The 13,499-nt window shown below is 49.0% G+C and carries 25 protein-coding genes; all 25 read right to left on the bottom strand.

Annotation, left to right across the window (positions count from 1 at the left end; all coding sequences use genetic code 11):
- Positions 1–6: 6 nt before the first annotated feature.
- Positions 7–753, bottom strand: coding sequence for a type I methionyl aminopeptidase (map, locus tag DHAF_RS02305; RefSeq protein ID WP_015942767.1), 747 nt, complete (start codon positions 751–753; stop codon positions 7–9).
- Positions 746–1,399 (bottom strand): adenylate kinase, encoded by a 654-nt coding sequence (locus DHAF_RS02300; RefSeq protein WP_005810125.1) that lies wholly within the window; start codon positions 1,397–1,399, stop codon positions 746–748. The genes map and DHAF_RS02300 overlap by 8 nt, the downstream gene beginning before the upstream one ends.
- A gap of 11 nt (positions 1,400–1,410) precedes the next feature.
- Positions 1,411–2,700 (bottom strand): preprotein translocase subunit SecY, encoded by a 1,290-nt coding sequence (gene secY, locus DHAF_RS02295; protein WP_015942766.1) that lies wholly within the window; start codon positions 2,698–2,700, stop codon positions 1,411–1,413.
- Position 2,701: 1 nt separating this feature from the next.
- Positions 2,702–3,145 carry a 50S ribosomal protein L15 gene (rplO, locus tag DHAF_RS02290; RefSeq protein ID WP_015942765.1) on the bottom strand — a complete coding sequence of 148 codons (444 nt, stop codon included), beginning with the start codon at positions 3,143–3,145 and terminating at the stop codon, positions 2,702–2,704.
- 18 nt (positions 3,146–3,163) lie between these two features.
- The gene (gene rpmD / locus DHAF_RS02285; protein ID WP_014792401.1) at positions 3,164–3,346 is read right to left on the bottom strand and encodes a 50S ribosomal protein L30; all 183 of its coding nucleotides are present in this window, start codon (positions 3,344–3,346) and stop codon (positions 3,164–3,166) included.
- An 11-nt stretch (positions 3,347–3,357) separates the two neighbouring features.
- Positions 3,358–3,858, bottom strand: coding sequence for a 30S ribosomal protein S5 (gene rpsE / locus DHAF_RS02280; RefSeq protein WP_015942764.1), 501 nt, complete (start codon positions 3,856–3,858; stop codon positions 3,358–3,360).
- Positions 3,859–3,882: 24 nt separating this feature from the next.
- Complete coding sequence (rplR, locus tag DHAF_RS02275; RefSeq protein WP_015942763.1) at positions 3,883–4,251, bottom strand: 50S ribosomal protein L18; 369 nt, start codon at positions 4,249–4,251, stop codon at positions 3,883–3,885.
- Positions 4,252–4,303: 52 nt separating this feature from the next.
- On the bottom strand, positions 4,304–4,858 hold the full coding sequence (rplF, locus tag DHAF_RS02270) for a 50S ribosomal protein L6 (protein WP_005810135.1): 555 nt from the start codon (positions 4,856–4,858) through the stop codon (positions 4,304–4,306).
- A 24-nt stretch (positions 4,859–4,882) separates the two neighbouring features.
- Positions 4,883–5,281, bottom strand: coding sequence for a 30S ribosomal protein S8 (gene rpsH / locus DHAF_RS02265; RefSeq protein WP_011459105.1), 399 nt, complete (start codon positions 5,279–5,281; stop codon positions 4,883–4,885).
- A 25-nt stretch (positions 5,282–5,306) separates the two neighbouring features.
- Positions 5,307–5,492, bottom strand: coding sequence for a type Z 30S ribosomal protein S14 (locus DHAF_RS24870; protein WP_011459104.1), 186 nt, complete (start codon positions 5,490–5,492; stop codon positions 5,307–5,309).
- A gap of 20 nt (positions 5,493–5,512) precedes the next feature.
- Complete coding sequence (gene rplE / locus DHAF_RS02260; RefSeq protein ID WP_005810141.1) at positions 5,513–6,052, bottom strand: 50S ribosomal protein L5; 540 nt, start codon at positions 6,050–6,052, stop codon at positions 5,513–5,515.
- Positions 6,053–6,073: 21 nt separating this feature from the next.
- Entirely contained in the window at positions 6,074–6,412 is a 339-nt protein-coding gene (rplX, locus tag DHAF_RS02255; RefSeq protein ID WP_015942762.1) for a 50S ribosomal protein L24, read from the bottom strand.
- A gap of 27 nt (positions 6,413–6,439) precedes the next feature.
- On the bottom strand, positions 6,440–6,808 hold the full coding sequence (gene rplN, locus DHAF_RS02250) for a 50S ribosomal protein L14 (protein WP_005810144.1): 369 nt from the start codon (positions 6,806–6,808) through the stop codon (positions 6,440–6,442).
- A 35-nt stretch (positions 6,809–6,843) separates the two neighbouring features.
- Positions 6,844–7,104 (bottom strand): 30S ribosomal protein S17, encoded by a 261-nt coding sequence (gene rpsQ / locus DHAF_RS02245; protein ID WP_005810146.1) that lies wholly within the window; start codon positions 7,102–7,104, stop codon positions 6,844–6,846.
- A 23-nt stretch (positions 7,105–7,127) separates the two neighbouring features.
- A complete protein-coding gene (gene rpmC, locus DHAF_RS02240; protein WP_015942761.1) occupies positions 7,128–7,331 on the bottom strand; it encodes a 50S ribosomal protein L29 in 204 nt (67 codons plus the stop codon).
- Positions 7,321–7,758, bottom strand: coding sequence for a 50S ribosomal protein L16 (gene rplP, locus DHAF_RS02235; protein WP_015942760.1), 438 nt, complete (start codon positions 7,756–7,758; stop codon positions 7,321–7,323). The genes rpmC and rplP overlap by 11 nt, the downstream gene beginning before the upstream one ends.
- On the bottom strand, positions 7,759–8,418 hold the full coding sequence (gene rpsC / locus DHAF_RS02230) for a 30S ribosomal protein S3 (RefSeq protein WP_015942759.1): 660 nt from the start codon (positions 8,416–8,418) through the stop codon (positions 7,759–7,761).
- Between the two features lie 3 nt (positions 8,419–8,421).
- Positions 8,422–8,766 carry a 50S ribosomal protein L22 gene (gene rplV / locus DHAF_RS02225; RefSeq protein WP_015942758.1) on the bottom strand — a complete coding sequence of 115 codons (345 nt, stop codon included), beginning with the start codon at positions 8,764–8,766 and terminating at the stop codon, positions 8,422–8,424.
- An 18-nt stretch (positions 8,767–8,784) separates the two neighbouring features.
- Positions 8,785–9,066 (bottom strand): 30S ribosomal protein S19, encoded by a 282-nt coding sequence (gene rpsS / locus DHAF_RS02220; protein WP_015942757.1) that lies wholly within the window; start codon positions 9,064–9,066, stop codon positions 8,785–8,787.
- Positions 9,067–9,085: 19 nt separating this feature from the next.
- Positions 9,086–9,916, bottom strand: a complete 831-nt coding sequence (gene rplB, locus DHAF_RS02215) for a 50S ribosomal protein L2 (protein WP_015942756.1) — start codon at positions 9,914–9,916, stop codon at positions 9,086–9,088.
- Positions 9,917–9,940: 24 nt separating this feature from the next.
- Complete coding sequence (locus DHAF_RS02210; protein ID WP_015942755.1) at positions 9,941–10,228, bottom strand: 50S ribosomal protein L23; 288 nt, start codon at positions 10,226–10,228, stop codon at positions 9,941–9,943.
- Positions 10,228–10,851, bottom strand: coding sequence for a 50S ribosomal protein L4 (gene rplD, locus DHAF_RS02205; protein WP_015942754.1), 624 nt, complete (start codon positions 10,849–10,851; stop codon positions 10,228–10,230). The genes DHAF_RS02210 and rplD overlap by 1 nt, the downstream gene beginning before the upstream one ends.
- Before the next feature lie 24 nt (positions 10,852–10,875).
- Positions 10,876–11,505, bottom strand: coding sequence for a 50S ribosomal protein L3 (gene rplC, locus DHAF_RS02200; RefSeq protein ID WP_015942753.1), 630 nt, complete (start codon positions 11,503–11,505; stop codon positions 10,876–10,878).
- 254 nt (positions 11,506–11,759) lie between these two features.
- Positions 11,760–12,068: a 30S ribosomal protein S10 gene (gene rpsJ / locus DHAF_RS02195; protein ID WP_005810163.1), complete on the bottom strand. Its 309-nt coding sequence runs from the start codon at positions 12,066–12,068 to the stop codon at positions 11,760–11,762.
- A gap of 227 nt (positions 12,069–12,295) precedes the next feature.
- Positions 12,296–13,498: an elongation factor Tu gene (tuf, locus tag DHAF_RS02190; protein ID WP_005810165.1), complete on the bottom strand. Its 1,203-nt coding sequence runs from the start codon at positions 13,496–13,498 to the stop codon at positions 12,296–12,298.
- Between the last annotated feature and the right edge of the window lies 1 nt (position 13,499).

Raw genomic sequence — 13,499 nt, 5'->3', positions numbered from 1 at the left:
GTGTACTTAACTCCGAGTTAATATCTCAGGGCCATTTTCTGTAATGGCTACTGTGTGTTCGAAATGGGCAGATGCTTTACCATCCTTCGTCACGACAGTCCAATGGTCACTTAAGACTTTTACTTCATAAGTTCCTAAGTTAACCATGGGTTCGATAGCCAAAACCATCCCGATTTCGAGTCGTGGCCCTCGGCCTGGCTTACCGTAGTTAGGAATCTGCGGATCCTCATGCATCGCCCGACCAATTCCATGGCCGACATAGTCTCGTACAACAGATAGGCCATGGGCCTCTACATGGGTTTGTACGGCGTGGGATATATCCTGAAGGCGGTTGCCTTTAATAGCTTGGGGTATGCCCATCATTAAAGATTCTTCCGTAACCCGCAGCAGCAGCTGCAATTCTTCGGAAATTTCGCCTACAGGTAAGGTAATTGCTGCATCTCCCACATATCCATCAAAAACCGCACCACAGTCAATACTGATAATATCTCCAGATTTCAGAGTCCTTAAACCGGGGAAGCCATGAACCACTTGTTCATTGACGGAAGTGCAGAGAGAGGAGGGAAATCCGTTGTACCCTTTGAAGGCAGGAACGGCACCGCATTTGCGGATATACTCCTCAGCGATTCCATCCAACTCCCCCGTGGTGATTCCCGGCCTAACGTTTTCACGCATCAGCTGGAGAGTGTCAGCCACAATCTTCCCTGCTTTTCGCATCACGGCAATCTGAGAAGGATTTTTTAACTCAATCATGCCCATGCTCCATAGCGTCCACAATATCCTGCAGCACTTGGGCAATATCCTGGTCCCCGTTGATCTCCTTCAGCAGGCCCTTTTCTCGATAGTAATCGATGAGGGGCTGAGTTTGATCATTATAGACCTGCAACCGGTTCTTGGCGGTTTCCAAAGTGTCATCACTGCGTTGATAAAGCTCTCCACCGCATTTATCGCAAACCGCTTCTGCTGCGGGTGGATTGAAAACCATATGGTAGGTCCCTCCACACTGCCGGCAAATCCGGCGGCCTGTCAGGCGCTCAAGGAGTTTTGCTTCAGGAACTTCGATATTGATCACGCCGTCAAGATTCATCTTGAGCTGGGTGAGAATCTTGTCTAAAGCGTCCGCTTGAGCGACTGTCCGTGGAAAACCATCCAACAAGAATCCTTTGCTGCAATCGGGTTCTGCCAATCGCTCAGCAACGATCCCGATGGTTACCTCGTCAGGGACGAGAGAACCGGCATCCATATATTCCTTAGCTTTCATTCCCAGGGCAGTTCCTGCTTTAATCGCAGCCCGGAACATATCCCCGGTAGAAATATGAGGGATTTGATACCGTGTAATTAAATCGGCAGCTTGTGTTCCTTTACCTGCCCCAGGGGGCCCCATGAGGATTGCTCTCATAGTTTACCTCCTTACTTCATGAACCCTTGGTAGTGCCGCTGCATCAGCATGGACTCCAACTGTTTCATGGTTTCCAGCGCAACGCTCACTACGATCAAGAGTGAGGTTCCGCCCAGAGTGATGTTGGGAATTCCAGTCAGCCCGATGACTAAACTCGGAAGAACCGCAATCATGGCGAGGAAGGTTCCCCCGGCTAAAGTAAGCCGGCTTAAAATTTTGGAAAGATAGTCAGAGGTAGCACGGCCCGGGCGAAGTCCAGGAATGAACCCGCCGTACTTCTTCAGGTTATCTGCCACATCCACCGGATTAAAACTGACGGCTGTGTAGAAGTAAGTGAAGAAGATGATCAGCACCGCATAAACGATCAGGTAAGGGATCGAAGTCAGCGAGCCGTTCATGACAAACCACGTGTTAACAAATCGTACATAGGCGGAGGTTGGGTCCATCCAGGTGGCGATAGTGCTCGGGAAAGCGAGCAAGCTAATCGCAAAGATGATGGGAATAACCCCGGCTTGGTTGACTTTCATAGGAATATGGGAGGATTGACCTCCATAAACGCGGCGTCCAACCACACGCTTAGCATACTGAACCTGGATTCTGCGTTGACCTTCCTGAATAAAGACAACTCCGGCAATGATCCCCAGACCAATCACGATAAGTCCAAATACGGAGAAAACATTGATCTCTCCAACGCTGAGGAGTCCGGCGATGCGTTTAATCGCATCCGGTACTCCGGCCACGATCCCGGCGAAGATGATCAGCGAGATCCCGTTACCGATCCCATTCTCAGTGATTCGTTCTCCCAGCCACATCAGGAATGCTGTTCCGGCGGTTAGGATCAAAGCCACTAAGAGATAGATAGCCCATTCCATTCCCGGCTTGGGAATGATGAGGGCACCGCGCAATCCAAAGGTCATACCAAAACCTTGGATGAAACCAAGGATGACGGTTCCATAACGGGTATACTGGGTGATTTTCTTCCGTCCGAATTCCCCTTCTTTAGCAAGACGCTCCAGGGAGGGGATGACAATGGTCAAAAGCTGAAGAATAATCGATGCCGTAATATAAGGAGTGATACTCAGCGCAAAGACTGAGAACCTCCTAAAGGATCCACCGGAGAAGGTATCTAAGAAATCATACAAAGTTCCCGATCCCAGGATATTCGACAAAATGTCATGGTTGATGAAGGGAATCGGGATATGAGCACCAATACGGAAAATAAGGAACATGAGTAAGGTGAATCCGATTTTTGTCCTGATCTCTGGCAATTTCCAGGCATTTTTCAGGGAATCGACAATCATCTTATTCCACCTCGACTTTTCCACCGGCAGCTACAATCTTCTCTGCCGCGGTTTGGCTGACTTTGTCCACCTGGACTGTCAAAGCTTTGGTCAGTTCTCCTGTTCCCAGTATCTTTACACCATCTTTAATCGTTTTGATGAGTCCTACTTCAAAGAGGCTCTCATAACCGACTACCGCGCCATTTTCAAAGCGTTCTTCCAAATCACGGACATTCAAGACAACATATTCTTTCTTGAAGATGTTCGTAAAACCGCGTTTGGGCATCCGGCGGGAAAGAGGCTGCTGGCCGCCTTCGAAGCCGGGACGTACGCCGCCGCCGGCACGGGCTTTTTGGCCCTTATGACCTTTACCGGAAGTTTTTCCGGTTCCGGAGCCAATACCACGGCCTAAACGCTTAGGAGCTTTCGTTGAACCTTGTGCAGGCTTAAGTTCATGCAATTTCATGCTCGTCAACACCTCCTTTTATTCTGCGACGTTTTCCACCGCAACCAAGTGTGCGCATTTGCGAATCATCCCTTGGATATTGGGGGTATCGTCATGAACTACACTGGAGCCCATTTTACCTAAGCCAAGAGACTTAAGGACTTTGCGTTGGTTTTCTGAATACCCGATGGGGCTTTTTACGAGTGTTACTTTAATTTTCACTGCCAACCCTCCTAACCCAGAATTTCTTCTACGGTTTTACCGCGGAGTCTAGCAACATCTTCCGCCCGCTTCAGAGATTTTAAGGCAGCCATGGTGGCGTTCACCATATTGTGAGGATTTGCTGATCCCAGAGACTTGGTGAGAATATCGGATACACCGGCAACTTCCAGAACGGCACGGACCGCTCCACCGGCAATAACTCCGGTACCTTTTGCTGCAGGCTTGAGCAGTACGGAGCCTGCTCCGTAGTTACCTAAGATAGCATGAGGAATGGTGGTACCGATCAAGGGTACTGATACCATATTCTTTTTAGCATCTTCCATGCCTTTACGAATGGCTTCAGGTACCTCTCCGGCTTTACCAAGTCCAGCTCCCACGTTGCCGTGGCCGTCTCCGACGACGACCAGGGCGCTGAAGCTGAAACGGCGTCCCCCTTTGACAACTTTTGCCACGCGGGCAATATGAACGACTTTTTCAGTCAACTCTAGCTTACTCGCATCGATTTTCGCCAATGATTTTCCCTCCTTTACCGTGTCTTAGAACTCCAGACCGGCTTCACGAGCTGCTTCTGCAACAGCCGCAATCCGTCCATGGTAAATGTTTCCGCCACGGTCGAAAACCACTTTGGAAACACCTTTTTCCTGTGCGCGCTTGGCAACCAGTTCGCCAACTTTTTTGGCCCCTTCAACATTGCCTCCAGCCAGCTCAGCTGCTTTAAACTCAGCATCCAGGGATGAAGCGGTTGCTAACGTCACGCCAAGTTCATCGTTAATCACTTGGGCGTAAATATGATTGAGACTCCGGAATACAGCTAAACGCGGACGTTCTGCTGTGCCGAAAACGCTCTTCCGGACTCGCTTATGCTTCTTCATGCGAATTGCTTTGCGGTCAATTTGCGTGATCAAAGGAAACTCACTCCTTTCATTTATGCAAGAGTTTTTGCCCTTGCCTTACGTCTTACTTCTTACCGCCTTTTTTAGCACCGGTCTTACCGGCCTTACGACGGACGACTTCGTTTTCATACTTGATTCCTTTGCCTTTGTAAGGCTCAGGTGGACGTTCCTTGCGGATCTCGGCGGCAAAATCGCCGACCAGTTCTTTGTCCATGCCTTTAACAATGATCTTGTTCTGAGCAGGAACTTCAACTTCGATTCCTTCGAAAGGAATCAATTCCACAGGATGGGATTTACCGACTGAGAGAACCAGTTTGTTGCCTTGTTTCGCAGCACGGTATCCTACCCCTACCATATCCAGGCTCTTGCTGAAACCCTTCGTAACACCTTCAACCATGTTGGCGACCAGTGTACGGGTTAAGCCATGCAAGGAGCGGCTGAGAGGTTGATCGTCAGGACGAGTCACGACGATTTGTTGTTCTTCCACGGCAATGTTGATCAGTGAATGCATTTCTTTCGTCAAAGTTCCCTTAGGTCCTTTAACGGTCACAACATTGCCCTCTATGTTGACGTCGACGCCACCAGGAATACTAATGGGCCGCTTGCCAATTCTGGACATTCTCTGCACCTCCGTAGTGTGTGATTACCAAATGTAGCAGAGCACTTCTCCGCCAAGGCCTTCTTGACGAGCCCGCTTGTCGGTCATAAGGCCTTTGGATGTGGAGAGTATCGCCACGCCCAGGCCGCCGAGAACCTTCGGTACTTCATCTTTTTTCGCATAGACGCGCAGTCCGGGACGGCTGATCCGCTTCAGTCCGGTGATGACACGCTCACGATTTTGGCCGTATTTCAGATAACAACGGATCACTCCTTGTTTGTTATCGGAAATATATTCAACATCTTTGATGAAACCCTCTTCTTTAAGAATTTCAGCAATCGCTTTCTTGACATTGGAAGCAGGTACTTCAACTTTATCATGATACACCATGCCTGCATTACGAATGCGGGTCAAGAAATCTGCAATTGGATCTGACATTGCCACTTGAGTTTTCCCCCTTCCTTACGCCTTACCAACTGGCCTTCTTCACGCCAGGAAGCTCGCCTTTGTAAGCTAACTCCCTGAAGCAAATCCTGCATATTCCGAACTTGCGGATATATGCATGGGGACGGCCGCAGAGTTTGCAACGGTTATGGTGACGAACTGCATATTTCGGTTGACGTGCATTGCGCACGATCATAGACTTTTTAGCCACGCTCTAGGACCCTCCTTTTTCTACTTGCGGAATGGCATTCCCAGCATTCCGAGTAATTCACGAGCTTCCTCATCGGTTTTCGCCGTTGTAACGAAAATGATATCCATACCACGGACCTTATCGATCTTATCGTATTCGATTTCCGGGAAGATGAGTTGCTCTTTAATACCGAGCGTATAGTTACCACGTCCGTCAAATGCCTTATCGGATACACCGTGGAAGTCACGAACACGAGGTAATGCTACGTTCATTAAACGATCAACGAACTCATACATGCGGTCGCCCCGTAAGGTCACTTTCGTTCCGATGGGCATCCCTGTACGGAGTTTGAAAGCGGCGATGGATTTCTTCGCCCGGGTTACAACGGGTTTTTGTCCGGTGATTTTGCTCAGATCGCCGACGGCCGCGTCGATAGCTTTGGAGTTTTGGATGGCTTCCCCAACGCCCACATTGATAACCACTTTTTCGAGCTTGGGAATTTGCATCACATTTTTATAGTTGAACTTCTGCTGTAATGCAGGAGCTATTTCACTGCTGAACTTATCTTTTAGACGAGCCAACTAAGGTCCCTCCCTTCTCGATTATTTTTTGTCGGGCAGGTTCACACCGCATTTTTTGCAAACACGGACTTTTCCAGCCTCAGTTACCTTCATGCTGACCCGGGTCACTTTATTGCACTCGGTGCAAAACAGCATGACATTTGAACTGGCGACAGGTGCCTCTTTTTCAAAGATCCCACCTTGGGGCATGCTTTGACTGGGTTTGGTGTGACGTTTTACGATATTGACTTTCTCAATAACCACACGGCCCTTTTTCGGAAACACTTCCAGGACTTTGCCTTTCTTGCCGGCATCTTTTCCTGTAATGACCATAACCATATCGCCTTTTTTGACGTGTATCTTTTGCTTTACAGCAGCCACTTCATTCACCTCCACTGGTATGGGGTCTTAGATTACTTCCGGTGCGAGAGAGATGATTTTCATGAAATCTCTATCACGCAGTTCCCGGGCAACGGGTCCGAAAATACGAGTTCCCCGCGGGCTTCTATCATCTTTAATTACGACTGCAGCGTTTTCACTGAAACGGATATAGGTGCCGTCTTTGCGTTTGATTTCTTTCTTGGTACGAACAACAACCGCTTTCACGACATCTCCCTTTTTGACAACGCCGCCTGGTGTTGCTTCTTTAACAGAAGCGACAATTATATCTCCAATGGATGCATAACGGCGCATTGAACCGCCGAGCACCTTGATGCACATGAGTTCTTTAGCTCCAGAATTGTCTCCGACTCTGAGGCGAGTTTGAACTTGGATCATCTATTGACCCTCCTTCCGCATTAAAAGTTCAGTTCTTAGAGAACAACAGCTCTTTCTGTGATCTCTACCAGACGCCAGCGTTTATCCTTGCTAATAGGGCGGGTCTCCATAATGACTACGCTATCGCCGATCTTAGCTTCATTGTTTTCATCATGAGCCTTGAATTTCTTGGTTTGAGTAATCGTTCTATGGTAAAGGGGATGACGGACTTTCATCTCGACGGCAACGACGATAGTTTTTTCCATCTTATCGCTGACGACTTTGCCCACTCTGACTTTGCGTTGGGTTCTTTCCATGTTAAAAAGTCTCCTTTCCAACCTTAAGCACGGTTAATTTTTAGTTCGCGCTCACGGAGAATGGTCTTGCCACGGGCAATCCCTTTCCTGACTTCCCGGATTCTGGCTGGATTGTCCAGTTGTCCGGTGGCCAGTTGGAAACGCAAATTGAACAGTTCCGTTTTGAAGCCATCAATCTCCTTGAGGAGTTCTTCATCGGTCATATCACGGAAATTCTTAGTTTTCATTTGCGTCACCTCCCTCTAATTCCTCGCGGCGTACAATCTTACACTTAACCGGAAGTTTATGCATAGCAAGGCGAAGTGCTTCTTTAGCAATCTCTTCAGGCACCCCAGCCAATTCAAACATTACACGACCGGGTTTGACCACGGCTACCCAGTATTCCGGGGAACCTTTACCACTACCCATACGAGTCTCAGCCGGCTTAGCCGTAATCGGCTTATCCGGGAAAATTTTAATCCAAACTTTACCGCCCCGTTTGATATAACGAGTCATGGCAATACGAGCGGCCTCAATCTGGCGATTGGTAATCCATGCTGGCTCCATAGCCACTAATCCATACTCGCCGAAGGTAATCACATTACCGCGAGTTGCTTTTCCATGCATCCGGCCACGATGTTGTTTCCGGTGCTTTACTCTGGTTGGGACTAGCATTTATTTTCCTCCTTCCACCTGAGCGACCTTCTTGGCGGGAAGAACCTCTCCTTTATATATCCAGACTTTTACGCCAATCTTTCCATAGGTGGTATTTGCTTCAGCAAATCCATAATCAATGTCGGCACGAAGAGTATGGAGGGGAACTTTCCCTTCACTGTACCACTCGGTCCGTGCGATTTCCGCACCGCCTAAACGGCCGCTGCAGGAAATCTTAATTCCCTGACCGCCTTGACGCATGGTGCGCTGTACGGTTTGTTTCATAGCCCGGCGGAAAGACACACGCTTCTCTAATTGCTGAGCGACACTCTCAGCAACCAGTTGTGCATCAAGCTCAGGCTTCTTAACTTCCACGATGTTGACAGCCACTTGTTTGCCTGTCATGGCTTCCAGTTGCTTGCGGAGATTTTCTACTTCAGTACCGCCCCGGCCGATGACGATTCCCGGCTTAGCCGCATAAATCGAAACCTTAACCCGGTTGGCTGCCCGTTCAATCTCAACTTTAGGAACACCTGCTTGCTGTAATTTGGTCTTCACAAATTTGCGAACCTTCAAATCTTCATGAAGGAGTTCCAGGTAGTTTTTATCTGCAAACCAACGGCCTTCCCAGTCACGGATAATTCCGACCCTGAGGCCTTTAGGATTTACTTTTTGACCCACGTTTTAACCCTCCTTCTTCTCAACCACAACCACGGTAATGTGACTGGTCCGCTTCCGGATCTGATCCGCACGTCCCATGGCTCGAGGTTTAATGCGCTTCAAGGTCGGTCCTTCATCCACATAAATTTCTTTAACAATCAGAGCGTCGGTATCCATATCGTAGTTGTGCTCCGCATTGGCTACCGCGGAGTTCAGCACTTTCGTTACAGGCTCTGTGGCACCTTTTGGGGTGAATTGAAGAATCGCGAGAGCGTCGCTGACGTTCTTGCCGCGAATGAGATCGACAACTTGGCGCACCTTACGAGGAGAGATCCGCACATATCTTGCAATCGCTTTAGCTTGTTGCATTTCGTTGACTCCTCCTTTTTAGCGCAGGCCGCTGGATTTTTCGCTGCCAGCATGCCCTTTGTAGGTGCGTGTAGGAGCAAACTCACCGAGTTTGTGCCCTACCATATCTTCGGTAATATAGATGGGGATGTGTTTCCGTCCCTCATGAACCGCGATGGTGTGTCCCACCATTTGCGGAAATATTGTTGAACTTCTGGACCAGGTCTTGAGGACACGCTTCTCATTGGCGGCATTCATCTTTTCCACACGTTCGAGCAAGCGTCCTTCTACATAAGGCCCTTTTTTCAGAGATCGACTCATTTAATTGGCCTCCTTTCGATTACTTCTTGCCACGTCGTTTCACGATGAAGCGGTTAGAAGGATTCTTCTTCTTACGGGTCTTCGCTCCAAGGGCAGGTTTACCCCAAGGTGTAACAGGGTTGCGGCCGATTGGGTTACGGCCTTCACCACCGCCGTGTGGGTGATCGTTGGGGTTCATAACAGCACCACGAACTGTGGGGCGGATTCCTAACCAGCGTGAACGACCTGCTTTACCGATGTTGATGTTCTCATGTTCCAGATTGCCGACCTGGCCGATGGTGGCCCGGCAGTCGATATGAACCATGCGCATTTCACCGGAAGGAAGTCTCAAGGTCGCATACTTGCCTTCTTTAGCCATCAGCTGAGCTGAACCACCCGCAGAGCGGACCAATTGAGCTCCTTTGCCAGGCTTCATTTCGATATTATGGAGCAGGGTACCCACGGGAATGTTTTTAATCGGCAGGGCATTTCCTACTTTAATATCGGCATCCGGTCCGGATACGACCATTTGTCCCACTTGCAGGCCATTAGGAGCCAGGATATAGGCTTTATGACCATCCAAGTAATGGAGCAGGGCAATATTCGCGGAACGATTCGGGTCATATTCGATAGAAGCGACTTTCGCCGGCACACTATCCTTATTGCGTTTGAAGTCAATCAAACGATACTTCCGTTTATGTCCGCCGCCTTGGTGACGCACAGTCAGTTTACCTTGATTGTTGCGGCCGGCTTTGCTTTTTAACGGTGCGAGCAAAGAGCGCTCCGGTGTTGTTTTCGTAATTTCTTCAAAAGTCGACACTGTCATTTGACGACGACCAGGAGAATACGGTTTAAATCCTTTTACTGGCATGGGTTTCCCTCCTTTGCATCAAGCTTACAGGCCAGCAAAGCCTTCAATGCGATCTCCAGCTTTAAGCGTAACAATCGCCTTTTTACGGTCTGCTGTTCTACCTACGTGTTTTCCGACACGCTTCTTTTTACCATCGACGTTGATGGTACGAACATCAACGACTTTAACTTTAAACATCTTTTCCACAGCATTCTTGATCTCAATCTTGTTGGCCGCTGTGTCTACCCAGAAGGAGTACTTGTTTTCCTCAATAAGTCCAACAGACTTCTCGGAAATCACTGGACGTTTGAGTACATCACGAGCATCGCGCATTACGCTAACACCTCCTCCGTTTTCGTTACCGCTGCTTTGGTCATGACGATGACATCAGAATTGAGAAGATCGTAAATATTCATGCCTTCTACTGCAGTGGTTTTGATCCCAGCAATATTGCGGGCAGAACGATCGATGGTTTCCATAAATTCATCTGTAACGATTAAAGCTTTTTTGCCGACATTCAGGGCCTGCAGAACTTTAACCATTTCCCGGGTTTTTGCTTCGTTCAAGCTCAAATCTTCCAATACGATCAGTTTTTGTTCGTTTACCTTGGAAGAAAGGGCTGAACGCAAAGCCAGGCGGCGAACCTTCTTAGGAAGGCTGAAGCCATATTTGCGGGGCTTGGGTCCGAAAAGCACAGCGCCGCCTCTCCATAGAGGTGAACGAATGCTGCCTGCGCGAGCCCGGCCGGTACCTTTTTGACGCCAGGGCTTGCGGCCGCCTCCGCGAACTTCTCCACGGAGTAAGGTGGAGTGAGTACCACGTCTTTGGCTGGCCAGTTGTCCTACTACTGCCTGGTGCATAACATGGGTATTGGGTTCAATACCGAACACATATTCATCCAGCTCCAGCTCTCCAACGGGAGAACCTTGCATATTAACTACTTGAACCTTTGGCATTGCTTATTCCTCCTTTCTTACAAGTTACTTCGCCTTAACGGAAGGCTTCAGAATGAGCAATGACTTTTTCGCGCCGGGTACAGCGCCTTTGACGAGAATCATATTCTTATCCGCATCCACCCGAACAACCTTCAGGTTTTGAACGGTAACCCGCTCGCCACCCATGCGCCCTGGCAGGTTGCGGCCCTTAAATACACGAGCCGGGCCTTTCGCGCCGAGGGAACCGGTACGGCGATGATACTTGGAACCATGCTTCATGGGTCCGCGGCCGGCACCATGACGTTTAATCATCCCGGCAAAGCCTTTACCTTTGGAGATTCCGACTACGTCCACTGCATCACCTGCAGCAAACACTTCAGCCGTGATTTCTTGTCCGATTTCGTAAGCATCCACATCATCCACGCGGAACTCACGAATGTAGCGCATCGGCTTCACAGAAGCTTTTGCAACATGTCCTTTTTGCGGCTTGTTCGCCAGTCTTTCCCTCAGAGCACCAAAGCCAACCTGGATTGCGTTGTAACCATCCGTTGCCTTCGTTTTCTTTTGGATGACATAGCAAGGACCTGCTTCGACCACAGTCACGGGAATAAGATGTCCTTCTTCCGTGAAAACCTGGGTCATACCCACTTTTTTACCCAAAATTCCTTTCGACACGATTGCCACCTCCTGAACACTTTGAAGTGCGCCGGCTCTATGACCGGAGCACGAGAGCGTTCCAAATTTGAATTGATATTTTGAAGCGAGTCGACCTTGAGCACCAATCCACAGTGCCGGGTGTTTCGCGCCACAAACAAAAATATTATATCATAAACCCCAAATGAACGCTAGTTTTTTCGTCTGTCTGAATCTTTAATCTTTCAGGCAGGCGATTAAACCAGCGTTTGCGCTCAGGTTTTATGATTCGCCAATTAGAGTTTGATTTCGATATCGACGCCAGCGGGAAGATCTAAACGCATCAGAGCATCCACCGTTTTGGAGGTTGGCTCCAGGATATCGATCAGGCGTTTATGAGTCCGCATTTCGAATTGCTCGCGAGAATCCTTGTTAACGTGGGGAGAACGAAGAATGGTATAAATGCTTTTTTCAGTGGGAAGGGGAATCGGTCCACTGACACGGGCACCTGTTCTCTTGGCTGTTTCAACAATTTTCTCTGCTGATTGATCCAATGTTTTGTGATCAAACGCTTTCAGGCGGATACGAATTTTTTGACTGCTCATTAAAAAAACCCTCCTAATAATTCCGTTTAACGGATGTACTGGGTCCAGAAATTCCCTGATGAGCAGCGGAGACACTTTCATCAGCAACCTTCTGCACCAGAGACCCGAGAGATGTTTCCACAGCATCCCAGCAGTGGAAACGAGGCAGGATGCCACAGTGAATCTGTGGCATCCTTTATCAATAGACTCTAAGTCTATGCCTGCATAATACCAAGGACTAAAGCCTACTATTCGATGATGCTGACAACAACGCCGGCTCCAACAGTACGGCCACCTTCACGGATAGCGAAACGAAGTCCTTCTTCCATAGCGATAGGGGAGATAATTTCGCAAGTGATGGTAACACGGTCTCCGGGCATAACCATTTCCGTTCCTTCAGGAAGGGTTACAACACCGGTAACGTCGGTTGTACGGAAGTAGAACTGAGGGCGGTAGTTGTTGAAGAATGGGGTATGACGTCCGCCTTCTTCTTTGCTCAGTACGAAAACTTCGCCGGTAAATTTGGTGTGAGGTTTAATAGAACCGGTTTTAGCAAGTACTTGACCGCGTTCGATATCTTTACGATCCACACCGCGGAGAAGAGCTCCGATGTTGTCCCCTGCTTGAGCTTGGTCAAGGAGCTTGCGGAACATTTCCACGCCGGTGCAAACGGTTTTGCGAGGAGCTTCTGTCAAACCAACGATTTCAATCTCGTCACCGACTTTAATCACACCGCGCTCGACACGACCGGTAGCAACGGTACCACGACCGGTAATGGTGAATACGTCCTCCACAGGCATAAGGAAAGGCTTGTCGGTAGCACGCTCTGGAGTTGGAATATAGGAGTCAACAGCATCCATCAGATTCCAGATCTTGCCGCACCATTCACAATCACGGGATCCGCAACCGCATTGGAGAGCTTTCAGGCCGGAACCGGGAATGATGGGAATATCATCGCCAGGGAATTCGTACTCGGAGAGGAGTTCACGAATTTCCATTTCAACCAGTTCCATGAGTTCCGGATCATCTACCATGTCGGCTTTGTTCAACCAAACCACGATGTAAGGAACACCTACTTGACGGGCAAGGAGGATGTGCTCACGGGTTTGGGGCATCGGGCCGTCAGCAGCGGATACAACCAGGATAGCTCCATCCATTTGGGCAGCACCGGTGATCATGTTTTTAACATAGTCGGCGTGGCCTGGGCAGTCAACGTGAGCATAGTGGCGGTTAGCGGTTTCATACTCAACGTGAGAAGTGGAGATGGTGATTCCACGCTCTCTTTCTTCCGGAGCCTTGTCGATTTGGTCGAATGCTTGGGCTACTGCGCCGCCGGCTTTGGAAAGAACTAAGGTGATAGCAGCAGTAGAGGTGGTTTTACCATGGTCAACGTGACCGATGGTTCCAACGTTAACGTGGGGTTTAGTACGTTCGAATTTTTGCTTTGCCATT

This window comes from Desulfitobacterium hafniense DCB-2 (assembly GCF_000021925.1).
GTDB classification, from domain to species: Bacteria; Bacillota; Desulfitobacteriia; order Desulfitobacteriales; family Desulfitobacteriaceae; genus Desulfitobacterium; species Desulfitobacterium hafniense.
Note: the sequence above shows the minus strand (reverse complement) of the source record. Positions and strands in the feature narration are given on the sequence as shown.